Annotated in this window: 20 protein-coding genes; 6 read left to right on the top strand and 14 right to left on the bottom strand. The window is 45.1% G+C overall.

Annotated features, from left to right (window positions below; genetic code table 11):
- Positions 1-5 precede the first annotated feature (5 nt).
- The 5 genes from O8C65_10240 to O8C65_10220 all read left to right on the top strand — a co-directional run bounded on the left by O8C65_10240 (position 6) and on the right by O8C65_10220 (position 6361).
- A complete protein-coding gene (locus O8C65_10240) occupies positions 6-461 on the top strand; it encodes an uL15 family ribosomal protein (GenBank protein MCZ7357303.1) in 456 nt (151 codons plus the stop codon).
- A gap of 5 nt (positions 462-466) precedes the next feature.
- Positions 467-1951: a preprotein translocase subunit SecY gene (gene secY, locus O8C65_10235; GenBank protein MCZ7357302.1), complete on the top strand. Its 1485-nt coding sequence runs from the start codon at positions 467-469 to the stop codon at positions 1949-1951.
- Positions 1952-2047: 96 nt separating this feature from the next.
- Positions 2048-2224 (top strand): hypothetical protein, encoded by a 177-nt coding sequence (locus O8C65_10230; GenBank protein ID MCZ7357301.1) that lies wholly within the window; start codon positions 2048-2050, stop codon positions 2222-2224.
- A 372-nt stretch (positions 2225-2596) separates the two neighbouring features.
- Positions 2597-3055, top strand: a complete 459-nt coding sequence (locus O8C65_10225) for a hypothetical protein (GenBank protein MCZ7357300.1) — start codon at positions 2597-2599, stop codon at positions 3053-3055.
- A 15-nt stretch (positions 3056-3070) separates the two neighbouring features.
- Positions 3071-6361, top strand: coding sequence for a PKD domain-containing protein (locus O8C65_10220; protein ID MCZ7357299.1), 3291 nt, complete (start codon positions 3071-3073; stop codon positions 6359-6361).
- A gap of 31 nt (positions 6362-6392) precedes the next feature.
- Here O8C65_10220 and O8C65_10215 read toward each other — a convergent pair whose 3' ends face one another.
- The 14 genes from O8C65_10215 to O8C65_10150 all read right to left on the bottom strand — a co-directional run bounded on the left by O8C65_10215 (position 6393) and on the right by O8C65_10150 (position 19597).
- Entirely contained in the window at positions 6393-6578 is a 186-nt protein-coding gene (locus tag O8C65_10215; protein ID MCZ7357298.1) for a hypothetical protein, read from the bottom strand.
- Between the two features lie 30 nt (positions 6579-6608).
- Positions 6609-6842 (bottom strand): hypothetical protein, encoded by a 234-nt coding sequence (locus O8C65_10210; protein MCZ7357297.1) that lies wholly within the window; start codon positions 6840-6842, stop codon positions 6609-6611.
- A complete protein-coding gene (locus O8C65_10205; GenBank protein ID MCZ7357296.1) occupies positions 6830-7201 on the bottom strand; it encodes a PBECR2 nuclease fold domain-containing protein in 372 nt (123 codons plus the stop codon). Before O8C65_10205 ends, O8C65_10210 begins: the two co-directional genes overlap by 13 nt.
- A gap of 30 nt (positions 7202-7231) precedes the next feature.
- Positions 7232-7666, bottom strand: coding sequence for a universal stress protein (locus tag O8C65_10200; GenBank protein MCZ7357295.1), 435 nt, complete (start codon positions 7664-7666; stop codon positions 7232-7234).
- The gene (locus O8C65_10195) at positions 7663-8151 is read right to left on the bottom strand and encodes an NADH-quinone oxidoreductase subunit B family protein (GenBank protein MCZ7357294.1); all 489 of its coding nucleotides are present in this window, start codon (positions 8149-8151) and stop codon (positions 7663-7665) included. Before O8C65_10195 ends, O8C65_10200 begins: the two co-directional genes overlap by 4 nt.
- A complete protein-coding gene (locus tag O8C65_10190) occupies positions 8148-8486 on the bottom strand; it encodes a 4Fe-4S binding protein (GenBank protein MCZ7357293.1) in 339 nt (112 codons plus the stop codon). Before O8C65_10190 ends, O8C65_10195 begins: the two co-directional genes overlap by 4 nt.
- 8 nt (positions 8487-8494) lie before the next feature.
- The gene (locus O8C65_10185; protein ID MCZ7357292.1) at positions 8495-10087 is read right to left on the bottom strand and encodes an NADH-quinone oxidoreductase subunit C; all 1593 of its coding nucleotides are present in this window, start codon (positions 10085-10087) and stop codon (positions 8495-8497) included.
- Between the two features lie 4 nt (positions 10088-10091).
- Positions 10092-11546: a hydrogenase 4 subunit F gene (locus tag O8C65_10180; protein MCZ7357291.1), complete on the bottom strand. Its 1455-nt coding sequence runs from the start codon at positions 11544-11546 to the stop codon at positions 10092-10094.
- A gap of 4 nt (positions 11547-11550) precedes the next feature.
- The gene (locus O8C65_10175) at positions 11551-12210 is read right to left on the bottom strand and encodes a hypothetical protein (protein MCZ7357290.1); all 660 of its coding nucleotides are present in this window, start codon (positions 12208-12210) and stop codon (positions 11551-11553) included.
- 3 nt (positions 12211-12213) lie between these two features.
- Positions 12214-13161 (bottom strand): NADH-quinone oxidoreductase subunit H, encoded by a 948-nt coding sequence (locus O8C65_10170; GenBank protein ID MCZ7357289.1) that lies wholly within the window; start codon positions 13159-13161, stop codon positions 12214-12216.
- Entirely contained in the window at positions 13161-15176 is a 2016-nt protein-coding gene (gene hyfB / locus O8C65_10165) for a hydrogenase 4 subunit B (GenBank protein MCZ7357288.1), read from the bottom strand. Before hyfB (O8C65_10165) ends, O8C65_10170 begins: the two co-directional genes overlap by 1 nt.
- Before the next feature lie 194 nt (positions 15177-15370).
- Positions 15371-17395: a hydrogenase 4 subunit B gene (gene hyfB / locus O8C65_10160; protein ID MCZ7357287.1), complete on the bottom strand. Its 2025-nt coding sequence runs from the start codon at positions 17393-17395 to the stop codon at positions 15371-15373.
- Between the two features lie 275 nt (positions 17396-17670).
- The gene (locus O8C65_10155) at positions 17671-18732 is read right to left on the bottom strand and encodes a response regulator (protein ID MCZ7357286.1); all 1062 of its coding nucleotides are present in this window, start codon (positions 18730-18732) and stop codon (positions 17671-17673) included.
- 640 nt (positions 18733-19372) lie between these two features.
- On the bottom strand, positions 19373-19597 hold the full coding sequence (locus O8C65_10150; GenBank protein MCZ7357285.1) for a hypothetical protein: 225 nt from the start codon (positions 19595-19597) through the stop codon (positions 19373-19375).
- Between the two features lie 233 nt (positions 19598-19830).
- Here O8C65_10150 and O8C65_10145 point away from each other — a divergent pair, with 233 nt between their 5' ends.
- Entirely contained in the window at positions 19831-20343 is a 513-nt protein-coding gene (locus O8C65_10145) for a type 1 glutamine amidotransferase (protein ID MCZ7357284.1), read from the top strand.
- The last annotated feature ends 5 nt before the right edge of the window (positions 20344-20348 follow it).

The raw sequence follows: 20348 nt of genomic DNA, 5'->3' as shown, positions 1-20348 counted from the left end.
CTATTATGCCCAAAACGAAAACAAAGAAATTCAGGGGAAAAAGAACATTCGGCGCAGGCACACATAAGAATAGAAGAGGTGGAGGAAGCCGCGGCGGACGAGGCAATGCTGGCACATGCAAGCATCATTTTGTCAGGTCAATGCAGCGGGGTTTAAGCTTCGGGAAGCATGGATTCAAGAGACCGGAAGTTGTATCTCATGACAAGTTCATCGTGAACGTGGGCGAGCTCGATGAAGCTATCGAGCAGCTTGTGGCAGACGGCCTGGCTGAGAAGAAAGGCGAGGCTTTCCATATCAATCTTTCAGGCATTGGGATCGAGAAAGTTCTTGGCAATGGAAGGGTTACAAAATCAATCTTTATCACGGCCGGCGAGTTTTCCTCCGCAGCAAAGCAGAAAATTGAAGAAGCCAAAGGAAATGCGATAGTTCTGTCCGAAAAGACAGCGGATATACCTGAGTAAAAAATATGGCTTTTGAAAGTTTTGCCCCACTGCTGAACCGCCTTCCTGCAGTTTCGCGCCCCGAAGGCCATGTACATTTTAAGAAAAAACTGGGATGGACGCTGGGAATTCTTGTCCTTTATTTCGCTCTTGCGAACATCCCCCTGTTCGGACTTGATAAAAGCTCCATAGATCTTTTTGAGCTTTACCGTGCATTCTTTGCAGGCGCATCGGGTTCGCTGATGGTCCTGGGAATAGGACCGATTGTGACAGCATCAATAATTCTGCAGTTACTTGTAGGGGCGAATGTCATCAAGATGGATCTTAGCGATCCGCATCAGCAGGCTATCTTCCAGGGGTTGCAGAAGCTTCTTGTCTTTGTAATGGTAGCTCTGGAGGCCCTCCCGCAGATCCTGGGAGGTTACATGCGTCCGGATGCGGGGCTGGCCGCACAGCTCGGGGTAAATGTCAGTTGGATCACTTTATTGTTGTTTATCCAGATATGCATTGGAGGCATATTGATCTTATACATGGATGAGATTGTTTCCAAATGGGGTATAGGATCAGGCGTAGGGCTTTTTATTATTGCAGGTGTTTCGCAGCAGATCGTTACAGGAATATTTAATTGGAAAGCGGACGAGACGGGTTTCCCTATAGGGCTTATCCCGAAATGGATATATATAGCGAGCCCATCATCGAATATCGGACTGGATTATCTCCTTACGGGGGACGGGATGCTCTTTTTGCTCGTTAAAGGAGGAATACTGGCCCTTTTCAGTACAGTTCTCATATACCTCATGGTCGTGTATGTGGAAAGTACGCGAATCGAAATACCGCTAGCTCATGCCGCAGTGAGAGGCGCTCGGGGCAGGTTCCCAGTCAAGCTCATCTATGCCAGCGTTCTGCCCATGATACTTGTCAGGGCGCTCCAGGCAAATATCCAGATGATAGGGCTTATTCTTTCAAGCCGTGGTATTACGATATTAGGTCTATACAAACAGGCGACCCCTGTGAGCGGCCTGATGTATTACCTCTCCCCTATCAGCAGCCCCAATGACTGGATACCTTCGCTTGTCTCGTCAAAGTTCACCAGCCTTGGTGTGGCAGCGCCGCCGGGCTGGCAGATCGTGCTTCACGTATTCACGGACGCAACTCTCCTCATCGTAGGCGGCATTGTATTTGCACTGTTCTGGATCGAAACCACGGGCATGGGAGCAAAGAGCGTGGCCGAGAAGATACAGAAATCAGGCATGCAGATACCGGGATATCGCAGGAGCAGCGGAACGCTTGAACGCGTGATGCAGCGGTATATCCCCAAGGTGACGGTGATTGGCGGTGCGTTCATTGGATTGCTCACGCTCATCGCAAGCCTTCTCGGAACTCTGGGAGGCGCGGGCGGAACGGGCTTGTTGCTCACTGTAAGCATCATGTACAGGCTGTATGAGGACATCGCCAGCCAGCAGATGATGGAGATGCACCCGATGATGAGGAGCTTCTTCGGGAAGGAATAGAGGCGAAACCCTGAATGGCCTTGCTTTTGATGATCTTGAAGAACAGTTGAAAGTATCAGAGCATGAAGATTCTGAAAAATGGGACGACTATATTGAATGGAAAGCCTGCTTCAAGGCACATTCTTACTGGAAATCCATTCACGAGGAGTCGTCCCGATGGTTGTGGCCAGAACCATGACAATCCTGAGAAGCCTCAGTGTTGTGGCAGAGCTGCATATTTTAAAAACGCTTGTTGATTCTGATATCAAGATGATTAAAAAGCATAATCCATAGCTCATAGTTTATAATTCAATTAATTTTCTGCGCCTCTTGCAAACTTATTCAGCAATCTTTTCACTCGATGTCCCTGCAAAAGTATAGTCATATTTCATAATAATCGAACCGCGGATAAACGCAGATGAACGCAGATTGATGGCCAGTGAATCTGCATTCATACCTATTCGTCCCCTGGCTAATATGCACAATATTAGATAAGTTTTGCTTGGATCATGTATACCGTAGAACTCAATTTTTTTAACAATCATAATTAATTCACATGAACAATTTCGAAAGGATTAAATAACTTCAAGTTTCACCCCCTCCATCAGTGGGACTGCTTGAGATTCATCGTTGCGGTCGTCATGCATAAAGGACAGGTGGTTAAAAATGGATTCAAATAAAATATCTAGAGGGCATGCCCTACTCGGAAGAGTATTCGGAATAACTATATTGTCAATTATATTGCTGGCAAGCAATGTGTATGCGGCTTATACAGAAGTTCAATTGACAACTAATCCTGCTAATGACAATAATGGAGTATGGTCACCAGACGGGAAAAAAATAGCTTTTGTTTCTGATAGAAGTGGCACTGATGAAATTTGGGTAATGAATGCAAATGGTAGTGGACAGACTAAACTAACAAACCTTGGAACGGCAGAAAAGCCGGCCTGGTCCCCTAATGGAAATGAGATTGCATTTTATACAACAAATCCCTATAATATATGGAAAGTCTCTGCAGATGGCTCTGTTGTATCTCAATTAACTAATACGGCAGCAGATGAATATGAACCGGTATACTCTCCAGATGGAAAAAAGATAACCTATCAATATGGTTTTGGTGGATAGCCCCATGTCTGGATAATGAACTCAGACGGGACTTCACAAACACCAATGGCAACAGATCATAATATGGACTTATATGCTTCTTGGTCGCCTGGAGGAACAAAAATATCATATGAATATGGTTCAAATTATAATGCGCCATTAAGTTTGGCATTAATGAATCCAGATGGATCAGGGAAAACAACAATTGCAAGTGCTCCAAATACATATGGGGATTTTCAAGCATGGTCTCCCGACTCCTCAAAAATTGCTTTCGCATTATCCTCTGACCCCGCACAGCTCTTTGGTAGCCGAGGAGTGTATGTTATAAAAGCTGATGGAAGTGGTTTAACAAAAATAGCGAATGGGGATATTGCCGAGCAAACGCAATCCTGGCAGAGCGAGGTCTGGTCACCAGATGGCTCAAAAATTGTATATTTCTCTAAAGATTCTGGCAATATTGATATTTGGAGGATGAATCCAGATGGAAGCGGTAAAGAGCAGTTAACTACAAGTTCTGGAGATGATGTTAATCCTTACTTTTCTCCTGATGGCAAGCGGGTAATATTTGAGTCAAATCGCAATGGAAATTTTGATATTTATGCGATTGAGCTTCAGCAACAAGGTAATGGACTTGTAGCTGAATATCATTTCGATGGAGATGCAAAGGATTCAAGCGGAAATGGGAATGATGGGACGATTTATGGTAATGCTACCTTCGTTCAGGGAGTAAGCGGGCAGGCTTTGAGGTTTGATGGCGTGGATGATTACGTTAAAAAAATATCAGCTAATGGAGTTCCGCAAGGTCGTAACCCCATTACTATCAGTTTTTGGACTAAACCACCTAATCAAGATACAGATGGATATTTCGTTCTGATTGGGCAAATTTGGGACTCTAATGGGATGAATGATGGGCAGTATGCGGTATATCAATATCATTCAAGTCCAAGGTTAGGTTTTGTCGTTGGTATAACTCAATTATTAACACCTTTTCCAGTACTTACAGCAAATGAGTGGAACTATATAAGCGCGACTTATGATGGAACATATAGAAGATTATATTTAAATGGAGAAGAGATTGCAATGGATATTCCAATTATTCCTAATATAAGGGTATCGAATCTATATGTTGGAAACGCTGATTCCAGTCTACAAAACAATAAATTTAAAGGTGTCATTGATGAAGTCCGCATTTACAACAGCGCTTTAAGTGCTGATGAAGTTAAGGCAGAGTATGAAAAATACGGACCATCAACCATCACATCCATCACAGTATCCCCCTCCTCCGCAACCGTGGTCGCTGGCAAGACCCAGACCTTCACAGCCACAGACCAGAACGGCAACCCTGTGAGCGTGATTTGGAGCGTCAGCGATGAGAGCGTGGGCACAACAGATGCGGGCGGGGTGTTCAAGGCGCTGAAGGCGGGCACGACAACGGTGAAGGCGGCGAGCGGAGGGGTGGTGGGGAGCGCGAGTGTGACGGTGGAGCCAATTCCATTAGAAGCTACTGCGTCAGCCAATCCTACTGAAGGGAACGTTCCTCTAGAAGTATTTTTCACAGGTTCTGCAAGCAGTGGAGTATCGCCATATTCATTTTCATGGAACTTTGGTGATGGAGAAGCGAGCACGCTACAGAATCCAACTCATAAATATAAATCCACAGGCGTGTATGACGCTACGCTTACCGTTACAGACTCTCAAGGAAATAGCGTATCAGCTTCGCCACTTCAAATTAAAGCTTTTACTCAATGGGCTGTGGTTATTGGAATAAACGAGTATACGGATGATGAGGGGGATAAAAATTCGGGTACACATTGGAATAATTTAGATTTTCAAATTGACAATGCCAAGAGAATCTATTCAACGCTCACTAAATACTATGGATTCCCTAAAGAAAATGTTCATCTTTTGAAAGATGAGGTAAAAAATTCAAAAGACAACATTGAGCCTGAAGACATATTAAAAGAAATGCAATGGTTAGCTGATAATGCAAAAGAGAACGATGTTGTCACATTTTATTTCGGAGGTCACGGGAGTGGGCCAGTAAATGGAGAACCAGAATATCTAAGAGCCCATAGCAATCGATTGTATGAAAATGAATTCTCAGCGGTATTAAACCAAATCAAATCTAAAAAGCTGGTGGTAATTTTAGATGCCAGTTGGTCTGGTGGTTTCATAGTAGATAATGGCCAATACTCAGACTTAGCCTCAAAAGATTCTAACGGCAATTATCCTGCAGGAAGGATAGTTACTACTGGTTGCACCGAAAACACAGGCATCACAGATGAAGACTGCGCAGAGTGGGGTCTTTTGAAATTCTATACAACGGAAGATGGATTATCCAACGTATTCACAGGAACAGGCGGAGTATTCACAGGTTTATTTGACTTAGGTTTAAGAGGTGGCATTTCCAAAAAGTTCGGAAATCCAGACTTAGATAATAATGGGAGAATAAGCGTGGAAGAAGGATTTAAATTTGCTAAGAGAAACGTCGCTATTGTTGATCTCATGGGGCATGAACTCTTACCATCGCCTACACATTTTCATCAAAAACCGCTTATATATAATGGCATAGGAGAAGATTTTATTCTCAACCAAGCATACCCACCGACTACTGTAAAAATCACAATTTACTCGCCTGCAAACCCATTAGTTATAGATGATTCAGGTTTCAAAGTGGGCTTCGACCCAATGTCCGGCTCATCTTCAATTGAAATACTTGGCGCATCTTATACTGGTTCGCAGACAGAGCCGCAGGTTCTGACAATTCCAGGAGCTCTTCCGGGAGATTATACAGTTCAACTATTCGGAACCGCCACTGGCACATATACAGCAGATTTAGAACTACTATCAACTTCAGGAGAAATCATCTCATCTAAGACTTACAAAGGCTCGATTCTTCCAGGCCAAGTCCAAACAGCTAGTATGAGCCTCTCAGGAACGGAAATGCAATCAGTAGCCCCAATCAGAATGCCTCCATTAATAGCAAACGATAAACTTGCTTTGGCTAAGTACACAAAACTTGAACTTGTATGGCTGAAAAATACAATTGCTCAGATGAATATTCCACAAGATGTTAGGGATGGTCTGAATGATAAGCTTAATAGCGCTATTGCGAAGCTAGATAAGATAATAAGTGAGCTTGAAGCCGGGAATGATTCTAATGCGAAGCAATCAATAATCCCAGCAAAAAATATAATTCAGGCATTTACGAATCAGGTAAAGGCGCAGCAGGGTAAAGATATTTCGACTGAGGATGCGAATGCACTTCGGATTAATGGTGCCAACATACTTCAAGACCTTGAAGCTCTGAAAAGTCTACTGGTATAGGGATGCTTAAAGCTTGAACATCAGGTCATATTCAAACCTGATGTTCTCGGCTGTGCTTTGCGTTCTTTGCGAACTTTGCGGTGATGAGAGCTTCAATCTTCTGAAATGGTATGGTTTTTTGTTTCAGGTAGTAGCGCATGTACCCTATTGGCGCCGAGGGTTTAATATTTAAAGAGTGATAAATCTGCGTTTTTCTGGATTCATCTGCAGTTTTCATTTGAACATGGTCATTTTATTTGATGCGTATTCACCCCTCAGCCTGAGCGAATGAAATCTCAACTGGTAATTCGATATGTTCTTCTTTTAATTCTTCGAACCTTTTTTTAAAATTTAAAATCGCAAATCCCAGGACATTTCCTGTGCTATCCACTCTTTCCCAAATATCGTTTCCCACATCTTTAAAGAATCCTTTCTTAGATGGAACTGTGGTCACCTCAAGAAAATCTCCTTCCTCGTCAAACCAGATATTTACTTTTCCCATATTGTTGTACCTTTCTTAATTCTGTCTGTATAGAATGCTGTTATTATGAATCCATTGCCATCGAGTAATCTTACCGCAACGAGCAAATACTTTTCCGTTACAGGCGTTATGTTATAAAAGCGATAAAAAAGCCATACGGAGCTGTCTTGGTTGCTTTCTTTTATAAGATCCGGGTTTGCTAATGTTTCTTTGATTCTTTCAAGTTGCCTGGACATTTCTGGTCGTTTTAAAATATGTTCTAATCTTTTTTCAGTTAATCTAATAGATTTTTCAAACACATCAATTACATCAACCAGAAAATCACCTACTTCTTTGATGCTTACTTTAAATATAAAATCCTTGTATAGATATAAATGCACAGCGTAAGCATAATGTACAGAATATATTTCCTATCTCGCCACCAGCACCGAGCACCTTGCCTTCTTCACCACGGCGAGCGCCACGCTCCCGAGCTCGGGATTGATCTCGCTCTCTCCCTTGCCTCCAAGCACGATGGTATGCGCCTTGTACTTCTCCGCAGCATCCAGAATGGCACGCGCTATCGTGTCAGCCATCGCTCCCTGCTGCGGCATCCGCTGCATGCTCACCCCGACCAGCAGCTTGTTCACCTCAACGCCCATGGAAGCGCCGGTCTCCACCACGCGGTTCAGAACTTCCTCGCCTTTTGCCACGCGCTCCTCGCGCTCCGAATCCTTGCTGCCCACCGCGACATAGATGGCAGCAATGCGGATATTATATGACCTAGTTATCTTCATCGCTGCTATTTCCGCTTTCTTTCCATATTCAGAGCCGTCCGTGGCTACCAGTATCTCGTACTTTGTCATGCCTTTACCTCCATTTTCCTAATCTTCTGATCAAGCTTGTCAAGAGCCACCATGAGCCCGAATATCACGGCCTGTGGCCTGGGCGGGCATCCGGGAATGTACACATCCACGGGAATAAATCTGTCCACGCCGCCTCCGCTAGCGTAAGTATCGCCGAAAATACCACCGTTGCAGGCACACGATCCCATGGCAGCCACGAGCTTCGGTTCAGGAGTGGCATTATAGGTCTTCAGGAGCGCAAGTTCCATGTTCCGCGTCACGGACCCGGTCACGAGCAGCATATCTGCATGGCGGGGGGATGCCACGATATGGAGACCGAAGCGCTCGATGTCGTATATGGGATTGGATAAAGCGTTCACCTCCACTTCACAGGCATTGCACGAACCCGCATCCACCTCGCGTATATGCAGCGATCTCCCAAATATTTTTTTTATCCTCTCGTTGAGGTGCTGACCCATAATCCCGATTTCAGCTTCGACCGTCATAACTTCCTCGATATACTTGTTAGAAGATCATCTTTGGTCTTTGACGCCAGCTCATATTCCTGCGTGAGCCTGATGGCCCCGTAAGGGCAGACCTCTTCGCATCTTCCGCAGAATATGCACCCGCAATATGATAGTATGAGCGTTTTTCCACCATTTTCTTCTTCAAGCCAGATAACACCCGGAGGGCATACCGTTGCGCATTCTCCGCAGTAGGTGCATTTGTCAGAGAGAAGCTGCGGTTTTCCGCGGAACCCCACAGGCGCTATGTCAGGTTTCTTGGGATAATTCCTAGTTACGGTGCCTGTTTTTAAGGTCTGTTTCAGGATCTCGAACATCTTTCCACCTACATATCATTGCCAGAATACGATAAACTTAAGCTTTTATTGATTATCGGAAAGTCAGGAACGATGTTGTCCAGAACCGCATACTCTATGGCGAGCCAGTTGCAAAACGACGGGTCTCGCACCTTGCATCTCTCTATTCGGTTATTCTCGATCATTACCCAGTAGAGTGTTTCTCCCCTTGGCGCCTCTGCATATCCCAGGGCATACCCGTCAGGGATTTCTTTTACCTTTGATTTAATATCACCATCAGGGAGACGGGAAAGCGCCGTCTCGATCATGCTTATTGATTCATACACCTCATCAGAGCGTATTCTCGTCCTGGCATTGACATCGCCTGCCTTGAGGACAGGCACCTTGAAATCCAATTCGGCATATGCAGCATAAGGATGGTCGCGCCTCGTGTCCCTGTCGATCCCGGAGGCACGCGCCACAGGGCCCACTACGTGCAGCTCTCTTGCTATATCATTGTAAAGGCGTCCCGTAGTTTCTATCCTGTCCGCAACAGAAGGCGAGCCAAAGAGAAGCTCCATCAAATCCCTGAAATCGTTCCTGAAGGATGAGAGTTTTTTTGAAATTATCTCTTTTTTGTCACCGATATCGCGCCGAACGCCGCCTATGGCATTCATACCCCGCAGAAGCCTGCTCCCTGTAACTATTTCATTCAATTGTAATATCTCTTCCTTGAGCAGGTTGGCATGCGCTGCCCCGAAAGCATACGCCACATCGGTCGCGATCCCTGCCATATCCCCGATGTGATTATACAACCGCTCAAGTTCCATTAGGATTACCCGGATGTACTTTGCGCGGGGAGGAATATCTACACCAGCGATCTTTTCCACGGCCTGACAGAAAGCCACAGCATGCGCAACGGAGTTATCGCCAGATATGCGCTCGGCAAGGAATACAGCTTTGTCGAGGGATATATTCTCAAAGAGTTTTTCCACGCCTTTGTGTGTATAGAAATGCCTTATCTCGAGATTGAGTACGGGCTCTCCGGCCACACTGAACCTGAAATGCCCAGGTTCAATCACTCCTGCATGCACTGGTCCCACCGGGATCTCATATACCCCTTCACCTTCCACCCTGCGGTACGTATATTCTCCTGTAACGCGCTCAGGTTTTGTCCTTATGTCAAAATCCTTCCGCAGTGGATATAATTTAGGAGGCCAGTCCTCAAAATTGACGAGCCTCCTCGGGTCGGGATGGCCTACGGGTGTCAAACCGAACATATCCTGGATCTCCCGCTCATACCAGTTGGCTGCAGGAATCCTGGGTGTAATAGAGTGGAAATGCGGCGCCTTCTCATCGATATTTATCTGTATTATTAAGAATGCGTCTGCCGTCTTGGGGTCATCCTTTCCAGAGGGGTTGATCAAAGAGAACACATAATATATTTTGAAGCATCCTTCCTTTGTTCTCCGGTCCGTGGCGAAGATGGAAACAAGGGCAGCGCCAAGGTGGTGGTACAAATGATCGCAGATTCTCACGGCCGCATTTTCTTTTACTGTGAAATAGGTCTCGTTGCCTGAAACTTTTTCATCCAGGATATCACTGCCGAAATCTTTTCTTATCCCATCTATTAACTCATTCATACTCTCATCTCACAATCTGTACGACTTTCATTATCATCTCGTAGAATGAAGGCGGGATGTAAACCCCGAGCACGACAACGAAAACAATCAATATAGCCATTGCGCCCAGGGTCCATCTGCTCACCTCACCTTTTTCAATTCCGGGTTTTGGTGTCCCGAAAGCCATTTTGCTCACGTTGTTGAAAAAGCCTGCGAATATCATTATTATAAAAAGCAGGAACAGTACTGCGGCAATTATGTGCCCCTGTGAGAACCCTGCCGCAAGTATGGTAAATTCGCTTATGAATATGGAAAAAGGCGGAGAGCCCGTGATGGCAAGCCCCCCGATCACGAACATGGCGCCTGTGTATGGCATTGATTTTACAAGTCCGGTCACATTGAATATCTCTTTCGTATCATGTTTTAGCAGCACATTCCCCGCGCCAAAGAACATGAGGGATTTCGTCATGGCATGGTTGAACATGTGCAATATCGCCCCGAAGATTCCAAAAACACCTCCGAAGCCTATGCCGATCGCAATGATTCCCATATGTTCCACGCTTGAGTATGCAAGGAGCCGCTTGTAGTCTTCCTGAAGGAGTATGAAAGGCACGGCGATGCCAAGCGACAGGAGCCCGAATATGATCAGCAGATTGCTGGTAAAAACTGCACCCGTTGATTTCGTGGCGATCGTGTAGAACCTGATAATGCCGTACATGGCGCAGTTAAGCAGCACGCCTGAGAGAAGCGCGCTTACAGGCGTGGGAGCTTCACTGTGGGCATCGGGAAGCCAGGTATGCATGGGTGCAAGGCCTGCTTTTGTGCCGTAACCTATGAGAATGAAAATAAAGGCAAGCTTCATGATCGTCGGGTCGAACTGGTCAGCGACAGCGACTAGTGATGTCCAGTTGAGCGCATCTCCGCTCTCGCCCAGGATCTTGACAGCAGCAAAGTAGGTGAGTATGGTTCCGAAAAGCGCGAACGTTATTCCTACGGTACATATGATCATGTATTTCCATGCCGCTTCAATGGAGGATTTTTTCGAGTAAAGTATCATCAGGAGCGCAGAAACGAGGGTGGTCATCTCTATGGCGATCCAGAGACCAAGGTTGTTCGTCACACCCACAAGCAGCATGGTGAACATGAATACGTGGAAAAGACCGTAGTATATTCTCAGTCTTCGGAAGTCTATGGTGCCGTGTTCCAGTTCATGTCCCATGTAGCCCACAGAGTAGAGCGAAGCCACAAAACCCACGATAGAAACAATAAGGACAATGAAGGCGCTGAACATGTCTGCGAACAGGGCATTTGTCCACGATATTATTATATTGTTCTTGTACACCTGGGCCACAAGTACCAGGCCAAGAATAAGCGTGGCTATGGAGCCTGTTAAGCTCACGGTCTCCACCTGTTTTCGCGTTCTTGTGAAAAAGCACAGTATGCATGTGAGAACCGGGGCGAGAAGAAGGTATTCAATCATGGTATCAACCTATCAGAGTTTTAAGCATATCAGTATCGATGCTCTCGAATGTCTTATTTATCCTGAATATCAGGATACCCATGATCAGTGCGCCTATCAGTACATCGAAGAATATCCCCAGTTCGACAAGCAGAGGCATGCCGTATGTCAGAGATATCGCTCCAAGAAAAAGCCCGTTTTCCATTATCAGGATGCCCAGCATCTGCATTATGGCTTTCTTGCGGCTGATCATAATGAAAAGACCGATTGATACCAGTGACATGGAAGCAGAAAGGGCAAAACTTGACAGCTCTGTGATAAGGTTTATGGAGCGTATAAGATAGTATGAAATGACCACCAGGATGCCGCCTATTATAAGCGAAGGGGAAATATTCACGTACAACTGGACTTCCCTTTTCACTTTGATCTCGCGGATTATGTAGATGAAAATATAAGGGATCACCAGCGCTTTTATTATCAATGTCAGGGCGGAAACAATATAGATGTCATTTTTTCCAGTTGAATAGGCCACTATCCCGGCCACGCATGCAAGCAGGAATGACTGGATCCCGAAGGCTCTCACGCATGAATAAAGGCGCGTGGAACCCAGGATCATAAAGGTCGAGACAAGTATAAGTGAGATAAGCAGCTGCATAACATTTGACCCGAAAACGATCTCTGACATATTCTATCCTCCTTTTACGATAATAAATGAAACAAGTGATAGGAATGAAAGCATGAGAGAGACGGAGAGGAGATCCGGCAGCCTGAACATCCTCCATTTTGCGGTTGAAGTCTCGACCATTGCCATGGCTGTCCCCAGAATCCCGATCTTTATTACAAAGGCTATAAGCGCCACGCCAATACCTCCCACGGTTGCCCCTGATGCTATGCCCCAGGGGAAAAAGATGTTTGCAAGCAGCGAAAATACCAGCAATTGTTTCATCATGGCACTGAGTTCCACCAGAGCGAGCTGCTTTCCTGAATATTCAAGTATCATGGCTTCATGGATCATCGTGAGTTCAAGATGCGTGGCCGGGTTATCTACAGGTATCCTTCCCGTCTCGGCAATCGCAATTATGAAAAGCGCCACGAACGCAAGCAGGTGGTAAGGAGAGATTGCGGCGAGCCCCATGGATGAAACTGTCTGGGAAATATAGCTCAGGTTCGTTGAGCCCACATTGAGGGCTATGGCGAATATCGAAAGCATCATGGCAGGCTCGACCATGGATGCCACGAACATCTCCCTGCTCCCTCCCATCCCGCCAAAGGAACTTCCGGTATCAAGGGATGCGAGTGCGGTAAAGAATCTTGCAAGGGCGAGAAGATAGACAACAGCTATGAGATCCCCCGCAAAGCCAAAAGGCATATCCGAGATGTAAATCGGGATAAGCATGCCTGCTGTGAGTATTGCGACAAATGAAATGACTGGCGCAGCATGGAAAATCCAGGATGCATTCTCAGATACCACAGAATCTTTTCTCAAAAGCTTGGCGATATCGTAGTAAGGCTGGAAAATGCTCGGTCCTTTGCGTATCTGGAAGAAGGCCTTTACTTTTTTCATTATGCCGCTCAGGAGCGGCGCAAGTACGATTATTACGATTATCTGGAAGATCGCAATGGCAATGGGGTTCATTAGTTGCCTCCTAAAATTATAAACATCATAAGAATTACCAGGGTCCCGAAGATATAGGTGAGGTAGGCATGGATGCTGCCTGTCTGGATCATCTTTACAACTCTCGATTTTGCAAGAACTCCGTCTACCACCGGGGTATAGAGATAACGTTCAAATATCTGTTCTATCTGCGAATCGAACTTGAAGGATTCTTTGAAAAAGGGCGAGACCGAGTAGATCGTCCGCAATTCCCTTACCGGGCGGTAGATGTTCCTGAACCACATCTGTATGGGTTTTGAAAAGGCAGTGGCTGTATACTCGTTCCTTGCCGTGGAAACGGGCTGCCCGCATCCCCAGGTTTCATTCTTCCTGCTATTATACATCAACATAATTATTAACGGGAGCGGGAGCACCGCAAGCATCAGGAGCGCTATCGCAGGGGTTGAGACTGATATCTGCCCTGCGGGCATGACGATCGAGCCGAAAATGCCTGATGAAAAGGAAGCGCTCGCCCCTGTAAAGGTCTGTGTGATCCTGTCAAGAACGGGAAGGGCATAAAAAGGCAGGATACCCAGAAGCACGGATAATATTGCGAAAATTCCCATTCCGAGCAGCATGGGCATATTTGCCTCCTTCGCATGTTCAGCGTTCTCACTTCGCGGTAGCGCCAGGAACCCTATTCCGAAAGCCTTCAGGAAACAGAAAGCTGCAAGGGCGCCGGTGAGGGCAAGGACTGCGGCGCTGACAGGAAGTACTATCCTTACAAGGGAATCGCCTGAACTGAAACTCATAAGCAGCGACTGAAGGGTGAGCCATTCGCTCACAAAACCAGAAAATGGCGGCAGGGCGGAGATGGAAAGCACTCCTATCAGGAAAAGGAATGCCATCAATGGCATCTTCTTGATCAGGCCACCCAGTTTCTCGATATTCCTTGTATGGGTTGAAAATATGACCGAGCCTGCGCCCATGAATAATAGTCCCTTGAATACTGCGTGGTTTAACAGGTGATACAGCGCTGCGATAGCCGCGATTGCCGCCAGGGCGGCATTTCCCTCTTCAAAAAAGATCATCGATGCGCCAATTCCAAGAAGGATGATCCCCATATTCTCTATGCTGCTATAGGCAAGCATCCGCTTTATATCGGGTTCAACGACCGCATACATTATACCAAGTATCGCCGAGAGTGCGCCAACGGACAGCACCAGGAATCCCCACCACATAACGCCCGCGCCCAGGAAATCAAAGAAAACACGGATGAACATATAGATCGCGGTCTTGATCATCACGCCGGACATGAGGGCTGATACATTGCTTGGCGCGGCAGGGTGGGCATAGGGAAGCCAGATATGAAGTGGCACGATACCCGCCTTGGCGCCAAAGCCTATGAGAGCGAAAAGGAACACGAGGTCTTTCAGGAGCGGGGTCATTCTTGAACCAGCGCCCATGAATGATTCGAAACTGAAATTGCCGCTTGAACTTGCAAGGATCAGGAATGAGAGGAGTATGAATCCGGTCCCGATATGCGTCATCACTATGTAGATAAAACCCGCCTTCCTTGTTTCCGGTTTTTCATGTTCGTATATCACCAGGAAATAGGATACCAGGGACATCAGTTCCCAGACTATCAGGAACATGACTGCATTATTCGCGCTGACCACAAGGATCATGGATAGAATAAAAATGTTATAAAGGAAGCCCAGGTAGCCGATATTCTTTTTCCCGAAGTATTCTCGCACGTACCCGATCGAATAGATCGAAACCGCGAACACTGCAATGGATATCGCAAGAATGAAAAATGCTGCAAGCCTGTCCACGGAGAATCCGAAGTTCAGGAATGAAGAACCTGATAAGGAAAAGCTGAAAGTGTCGCCGAAAATAACGGAAAACGAGAAAACAATCCCTAACATGGATGAGATTGCTGCGCTCAAGAAAGAGGCATAAGAGGAAAGCCTGTCTTTTCTATTGAATATGATCGATAATGTTGCACCGATCAAATAAAAGATGATGAGTAACAAAAATAAATATTTGTCAAGCATGTATCCACCACTCTATTGCACTTCGATTTTTACCGAAAATTTGGATAGCATTCTTAAATACCAGCTTTTTACTTCAGGAATAACAGAGCCTCCCATTACTCTAGTGTTTGTATTTAAGATTAACCTGAAAAAATGTGAAAGTGGATATTGATTATTAATGTAGGATTTTGCCCGAATACATGTCTCCCTATGTTTTACCCTCCACTTCCCACGTATATCAGTGCGATAACCAGTGTGATCAGGATGTAGAGCAGGTACAGGTGTATGCTCCCTGTCTGAATGACCCTCAATATTCTGGATACCAACAGTGCAATCCATACGACAGGTCCATAGAGATATTTCTCGAAAATTGGCTCTATCTGCGTATCGAAGACAAATCTCTCCTTGAAGAAGGGTGAGCCGGCGTAGCTTGTCTGTATCTCCCTGTGCGAGCGATAGATGCTGCTGAACCACATGCGTATCGGCTTTGAGAACCCGGTGGCTGTGTACTCGTTCCTGCCTGTTGTAGCTGGCTGCCCGCATCCCCAGGTCTCATATGTTCTTGCATGTGTCCTGCCACCCAGGGCGAGTGCCAGTAGAAAGGGAATGGGAACCAGAACGAAAAGCAGGAGGAATAACCACAAGGTAGAAACGCTTCCTGCCTGGGGGCTCAATGCGGCGAGCGAGAGGTCAAATGTAACCTTTGAGATTATACTTGTGCCCGTAAGCGGCGAGGCTATCGAATCGAGGATCGGGAGGAAGTAAAAACTTAAGACCCCGAGTGCAATGCAGAGAAGAGAAAGAATCCCCATCCCGAAAAGCATGCTTCCCGGAACCTCCTTTGCGTGCCGTGCATGATCGCTGCGCGGGAGGGCCAGGAAGCTTATCCCGAAAGCCTTGACAAAGCACGCAGCTGCAAGAGCGCCGGTGAGAGCCAGCGCAGCTCCGCTTGAAAGCACAAGTATCTTTATTATATTCTCCGAGAGATTGATGCTCAGGAGCTGTGTATGGAAGGTGAGCCATTCGCTCACAAAACCGTTAAAAGGCGGAAGCGCAGAAATGGATATTGAGCCTATGAGGAAAAACAAGCCGGTCCAGGGCATCTTTTTCAGAAGTCCGCCCATTTCCTCGATGTTCTTTGTATGCGTTGAAAAAATAATCGAACCTGCTCCCATGAAAAGCAGGGACTTGAACACTGCATGGTTTATGGTATGATAGAGACCAGCGATCAACCCGAACGCGGCAAGCTCCGGGTGTCCGGTGGACATGAATATCATGGATACGCCCAACCCGATGAGAATGATTCCAATATTCTCGACGCTGTGATATGCTAGCAGGCGTTTCATATCGTGCTCCATCAGGGCGTACATCACGCCAAGAAGCGCGGATGCGGATGCAATAATTAAAAGCAGCACTCCCCACCACAGAACACTGGCGCCCAGGAAATCAAAACAAACCCGGATGAGCATATAGATCGCTGTTTTGATCATCACACCGGACATGAGCGCAGATACATTGCTTGGCGCGGCAGGATGGGCATAAGGCAGCCATATATGCAGCGGGACGATCCCCGCCTTTGTCCCGAAGCCTATCAGGGCGAACAGGAATGCTATATCCTTGAGAAAAGGTGACATTGTCAGGCCACGGAATGTCCCGAAATCGAGACTGCCGCTTGAGCTTGCCAGGATAAGAAGCGATATGAGGATGAATCCCGTCCCGATATGCGTCATCACGATATAGATGAAGCCTGCTTTTCTTATCTCGGCTTCTTCATGCTCGTATATCACCAGGAAATACGAAACAAGTGACATCAATTCCCAGACGATCAGGAACATCAGTGTGTTGCTGGAGGAGACCACCAGGATCATTGAAAGGATGAATATGTTATACAGGAAACAAAGGTAGCCGATATTCTTTCTCCCGAAATATTCGCGAACGTACCCCAGAGAGTATATTGAGACTGCAAAAGCCACGATCGAAATTACGAGTATGAAAAATGCAGACAGCTTATCCACAAAAACGCTGAAATTCAAGAAAGTCGGGCCAGGCAAAGCGAAAGTAAAGGTCTCACCGAAGAGAACGAAGAATGAAAAACCTATTCCCAGCAGCGATGCCAGGGCTGCGCTCAAGAATGAAGCATACGTGACCAGTCGGTCCTTCCTGTTTAATATAACAGATAGTACAGCCCCGATCAGATAAAAGATTACAAGTCCAAAGAACAAATAGGTATGAACCACCATCAGAATACCTTCACATTTTAAATGAAAACATGGATTATTACCAGCTTTTTAAGAACAACAGAGCCTCATATTACCTTAGTTTTTATATTTAAGATTATCCTGAAAAAATGGGAAAATGGATATTTTATTATTAGCGTGGATTTTGGTGGAATGATCGAGTGCAGCAATTCTTGATTTATTTTCGCATGCTGAAAGAAAATGTTTAAAAAAATTGGATGAAACAATTCGATTTATAGAAATGATTCAAAATTTTCAGGTGCGCTGATTTTCAGTTTCTAAACAATCTCCTTCGAAGAATCTATTAGTACTTTTCCCTTGATGAAAAACTTGATGGTATCGGTTGCCGCGTTGATATTCTTAGCTTTAGTTATCCTAAGTTCATTTATTATTTTATCCGGATCCCTCACACAACTTATATCAAAAATAACATCACATTGCCACATGATTTCATTCTCGATCTTGCTATCAATCGTATTCCTCAATGAAAGCAGGTAAATTATGGCATCATTATTTTTGGCAAAGTTATAAAGAAAATTCACAAATTCCTTTATACTGTCCCTTCCTTCATTCAAGAGTGGGAAAAAATTAAAAGTGTCTATAATTATTGTTAAATCTTTTTCTTTTATACCCTGCAACTTGCTTTTCACAAATTCCAGTGACTTGTGGTCAGTTTCGTTTACCAAATAAGAATGATGAACGCTGAAAATATCTATAAACTCAATATTTGAGATATCAAAACCGAGTTTTTCTATTTCTTGAATGACGTACTTGGATTCTCTCTCAGTGACGATGTAAAAGCACTTTCTGGGTTGAGTAAAGTGAAATAAAAAAATCTCTGAATCGATCTGCGGGTCAGACAGTATATACACCAGGGAACCTGAAAAAAGCCCCCCATCCATCATATTATCCAGCACGTTTAAACCCGTGGGCTTAATCCATTCTTTCATTTTTATAGATGGTCGTATTTTTTCATACCATTTTATTCTGTATTTCCCCATCATTTTCATGAACGCAACTACATCAATTGGTTTTGATAAATAATCAACAAAACCTGCTTCGAGTAACCTTTTTTTATTCTCTTTGAGAGGATATGCCGTTAATGCTATCACTGCTACATCTTTGTACTGAGGCTTGCTTTTGATTATTTTTGTAGCATCAAAGCCATCAATACCAGGCAGCGCTATATCCATCAGTATCAAATCATAAACTTCTATTTCTGCCGCCTTGATTGCCGCCTCTCCATCTACAACTCCGTGAGCTGTATAGCCCTGCGCATTCAGTATTTCAAGCGCCAGTTTCATATTGTCTGGGTTATACTCAACCACGAGCACTTTCATAACCTAAATCCCCCTTCTTTGCTTTAACGGCAATAAAAACGTAAAGGTACTGCCTTCACCAAACTTGCTCTCTGTAGTGATTCTACATACGTAAATCTTAACCAGATACTTTGAAATCACAAGGCCAGTCCCATCGTATTTCTTAGAGATTCCCATGTCGAGCTCCAAATATTTTGAACAATTTTCTCATTTTCGAATCCGTCTCACACGTATCATATAATCATTATTATATAAATAAGTTTCACCAGTATTAAATTTTTTCATACTCTTATTTGGAGTTCATGCTCTATGCAGGATCGATTGACATAGTGATTAAACCCACTAAGGGTATTAGAGGCTATAAATTCATTTTATATAGAATGACCAGCCTCTATTTCCCCATTATTATAATTCTATTTGTGCCCTAATTTTGGCGCCACAATTGTTATTCATGTTCAATATGTATAACGGAAGCACGAAACACCCATCGCCTGCAGTCACAAACCCTATACCATGTACGAGGCCTGCACACAGCGCTTTTACATGGCACTCTCCACACCATTTCTTCGAAAGTGTGCAACTCCAGGGATTTCAATAATCCAAACTTTTAATTTCTTTGCACTCTTCATTTCATGATCAATGCGTCTAAAAGCGATGGCAGTTATGATGTTGATTTTGTGGCAGCGCGCTGGAGAGATCGGAGAGCCACAGACAAAGCATCCCTTTCCATTGACGTGATTTCCTTCCTTTCTCCAAGGTTTCGCAGCAGCACGATAGCAGAGCTGTAATCTATTCCCCCTGACTCTCTTATGAAGAATTGCCCTTGAACATCCTGCATGTATATACCATTCCTTTCGATTCCTGCACTTTTGATGATTAATTCCATAAATCTCACGCTCCTTAGGTATAGAAAAAGTATTTTCTGCAGATATATTTGATGTAAACGGGGTGAAACTAATCGGTCGATTTCCTGGTTTTCATGGATAATTTTGGATATCTATCCGAGCACGGTGCACGATAATGCTTATGTCCCCCATTCAATTTGCACATAGGTTTTTTCGGGACACAAAAGAGATTAATAGAACCATCGACATAGACTGTATCAAGGGAGGTCAGGTAATGAAAGCACTCGTTCTAAGCGCGGATAATTTTGAAGATATGGAACTCTTCTATCCACTCAACAGATTGAAGGAAGAAGGGATCACAGTAAAGGTAGCTTCCATGAAAAAAGGGATTATCACGGGTGAGCATGGTTATTCGGTTGATGTCGATATATCTTTTGGCGAGGTGAAGCCGGAGGAGTTCGATATGCTCATCCTTCCAGGAGGAAAGGCGCCTGAGAAGGTCAGGCTTGAGGAGAGGGCGCTTGAGATCGCGCGGTATTTTTTCAGGGAGAATAAACCGGTGGGTGCGATATGCCATGGAGCGCAGACGTTGATATCAGCCGGGCTTCTGAAGGGAAGAAAAGCAACATGCTATATCGGTATCAGGGATGACCTGAGATCGGCTGGTGCGCTTTATGAGGACAAAGAGGTGGTAGTTGACCGAAACCTTGTCACTTCAAGGAATCCCCGAGACCTGTACGCATTCGGGCGAGAATTCATGGGGCGGGCCAAACAAAACATTCAATAGCATTT

It is taken from the genome of Candidatus Methanoperedens sp. (assembly GCA_027460535.1).
GTDB lineage: Archaea > Halobacteriota > Methanosarcinia > Methanosarcinales > Methanoperedenaceae > Methanoperedens.
This window is presented reverse-complemented; position numbering and strand designations above follow the sequence as displayed.

What these genes read in the sequence shown, in the direction of transcription:
- O8C65_10240 (MCZ7357303.1), top strand. Translation starts at nt 6, where the DNA reads ATGCCCAAAACGAAAACAAAGAAATTCAGGGGAAAAAGAACATTCGGC.
- secY (MCZ7357302.1), top strand. Translation starts at nt 467, where the DNA reads ATGGCTTTTGAAAGTTTTGCCCCACTGCTGAACCGCCTTCCTGCAGTT.
- O8C65_10230 (MCZ7357301.1), top strand. Translation starts at nt 2,048, where the DNA reads ATGGAAAGCCTGCTTCAAGGCACATTCTTACTGGAAATCCATTCACGA.
- O8C65_10225 (MCZ7357300.1), top strand. Translation starts at nt 2,597, where the DNA reads ATGGATTCAAATAAAATATCTAGAGGGCATGCCCTACTCGGAAGAGTA.
- O8C65_10220 (MCZ7357299.1), top strand. Translation starts at nt 3,071, where the DNA reads ATGAACTCAGACGGGACTTCACAAACACCAATGGCAACAGATCATAAT.
- O8C65_10215 (MCZ7357298.1), bottom strand. Translation starts at nt 6,578, where the DNA reads ATGAAAACTGCAGATGAATCCAGAAAAACGCAGATTTATCACTCTTTA.
- O8C65_10210 (MCZ7357297.1), bottom strand. Translation starts at nt 6,842, where the DNA reads ATGGGAAAAGTAAATATCTGGTTTGACGAGGAAGGAGATTTTCTTGAG.
- O8C65_10200 (MCZ7357295.1), bottom strand. Translation starts at nt 7,666, where the DNA reads ATGACAAAGTACGAGATACTGGTAGCCACGGACGGCTCTGAATATGGA.
- O8C65_10195 (MCZ7357294.1), bottom strand. Translation starts at nt 8,151, where the DNA reads ATGACGGTCGAAGCTGAAATCGGGATTATGGGTCAGCACCTCAACGAG.
- O8C65_10190 (MCZ7357293.1), bottom strand. Translation starts at nt 8,486, where the DNA reads ATGTTCGAGATCCTGAAACAGACCTTAAAAACAGGCACCGTAACTAGG.
- O8C65_10185 (MCZ7357292.1), bottom strand. Translation starts at nt 10,087, where the DNA reads ATGAATGAGTTAATAGATGGGATAAGAAAAGATTTCGGCAGTGATATC.
- O8C65_10180 (MCZ7357291.1), bottom strand. Translation starts at nt 11,546, where the DNA reads ATGATTGAATACCTTCTTCTCGCCCCGGTTCTCACATGCATACTGTGC.
- O8C65_10175 (MCZ7357290.1), bottom strand. Translation starts at nt 12,210, where the DNA reads ATGTCAGAGATCGTTTTCGGGTCAAATGTTATGCAGCTGCTTATCTCA.
- O8C65_10170 (MCZ7357289.1), bottom strand. Translation starts at nt 13,161, where the DNA reads ATGAACCCCATTGCCATTGCGATCTTCCAGATAATCGTAATAATCGTA.
- hyfB (MCZ7357288.1), bottom strand. Translation starts at nt 15,176, where the DNA reads ATGCTTGACAAATATTTATTTTTGTTACTCATCATCTTTTATTTGATC.
- hyfB (MCZ7357287.1), bottom strand. Translation starts at nt 17,395, where the DNA reads ATGGTGGTTCATACCTATTTGTTCTTTGGACTTGTAATCTTTTATCTG.
- O8C65_10155 (MCZ7357286.1), bottom strand. Translation starts at nt 18,732, where the DNA reads ATGAAAGTGCTCGTGGTTGAGTATAACCCAGACAATATGAAACTGGCG.
- O8C65_10150 (MCZ7357285.1), bottom strand. Translation starts at nt 19,597, where the DNA reads ATGGAATTAATCATCAAAAGTGCAGGAATCGAAAGGAATGGTATATAC.
- O8C65_10145 (MCZ7357284.1), top strand. Translation starts at nt 19,831, where the DNA reads ATGAAAGCACTCGTTCTAAGCGCGGATAATTTTGAAGATATGGAACTC.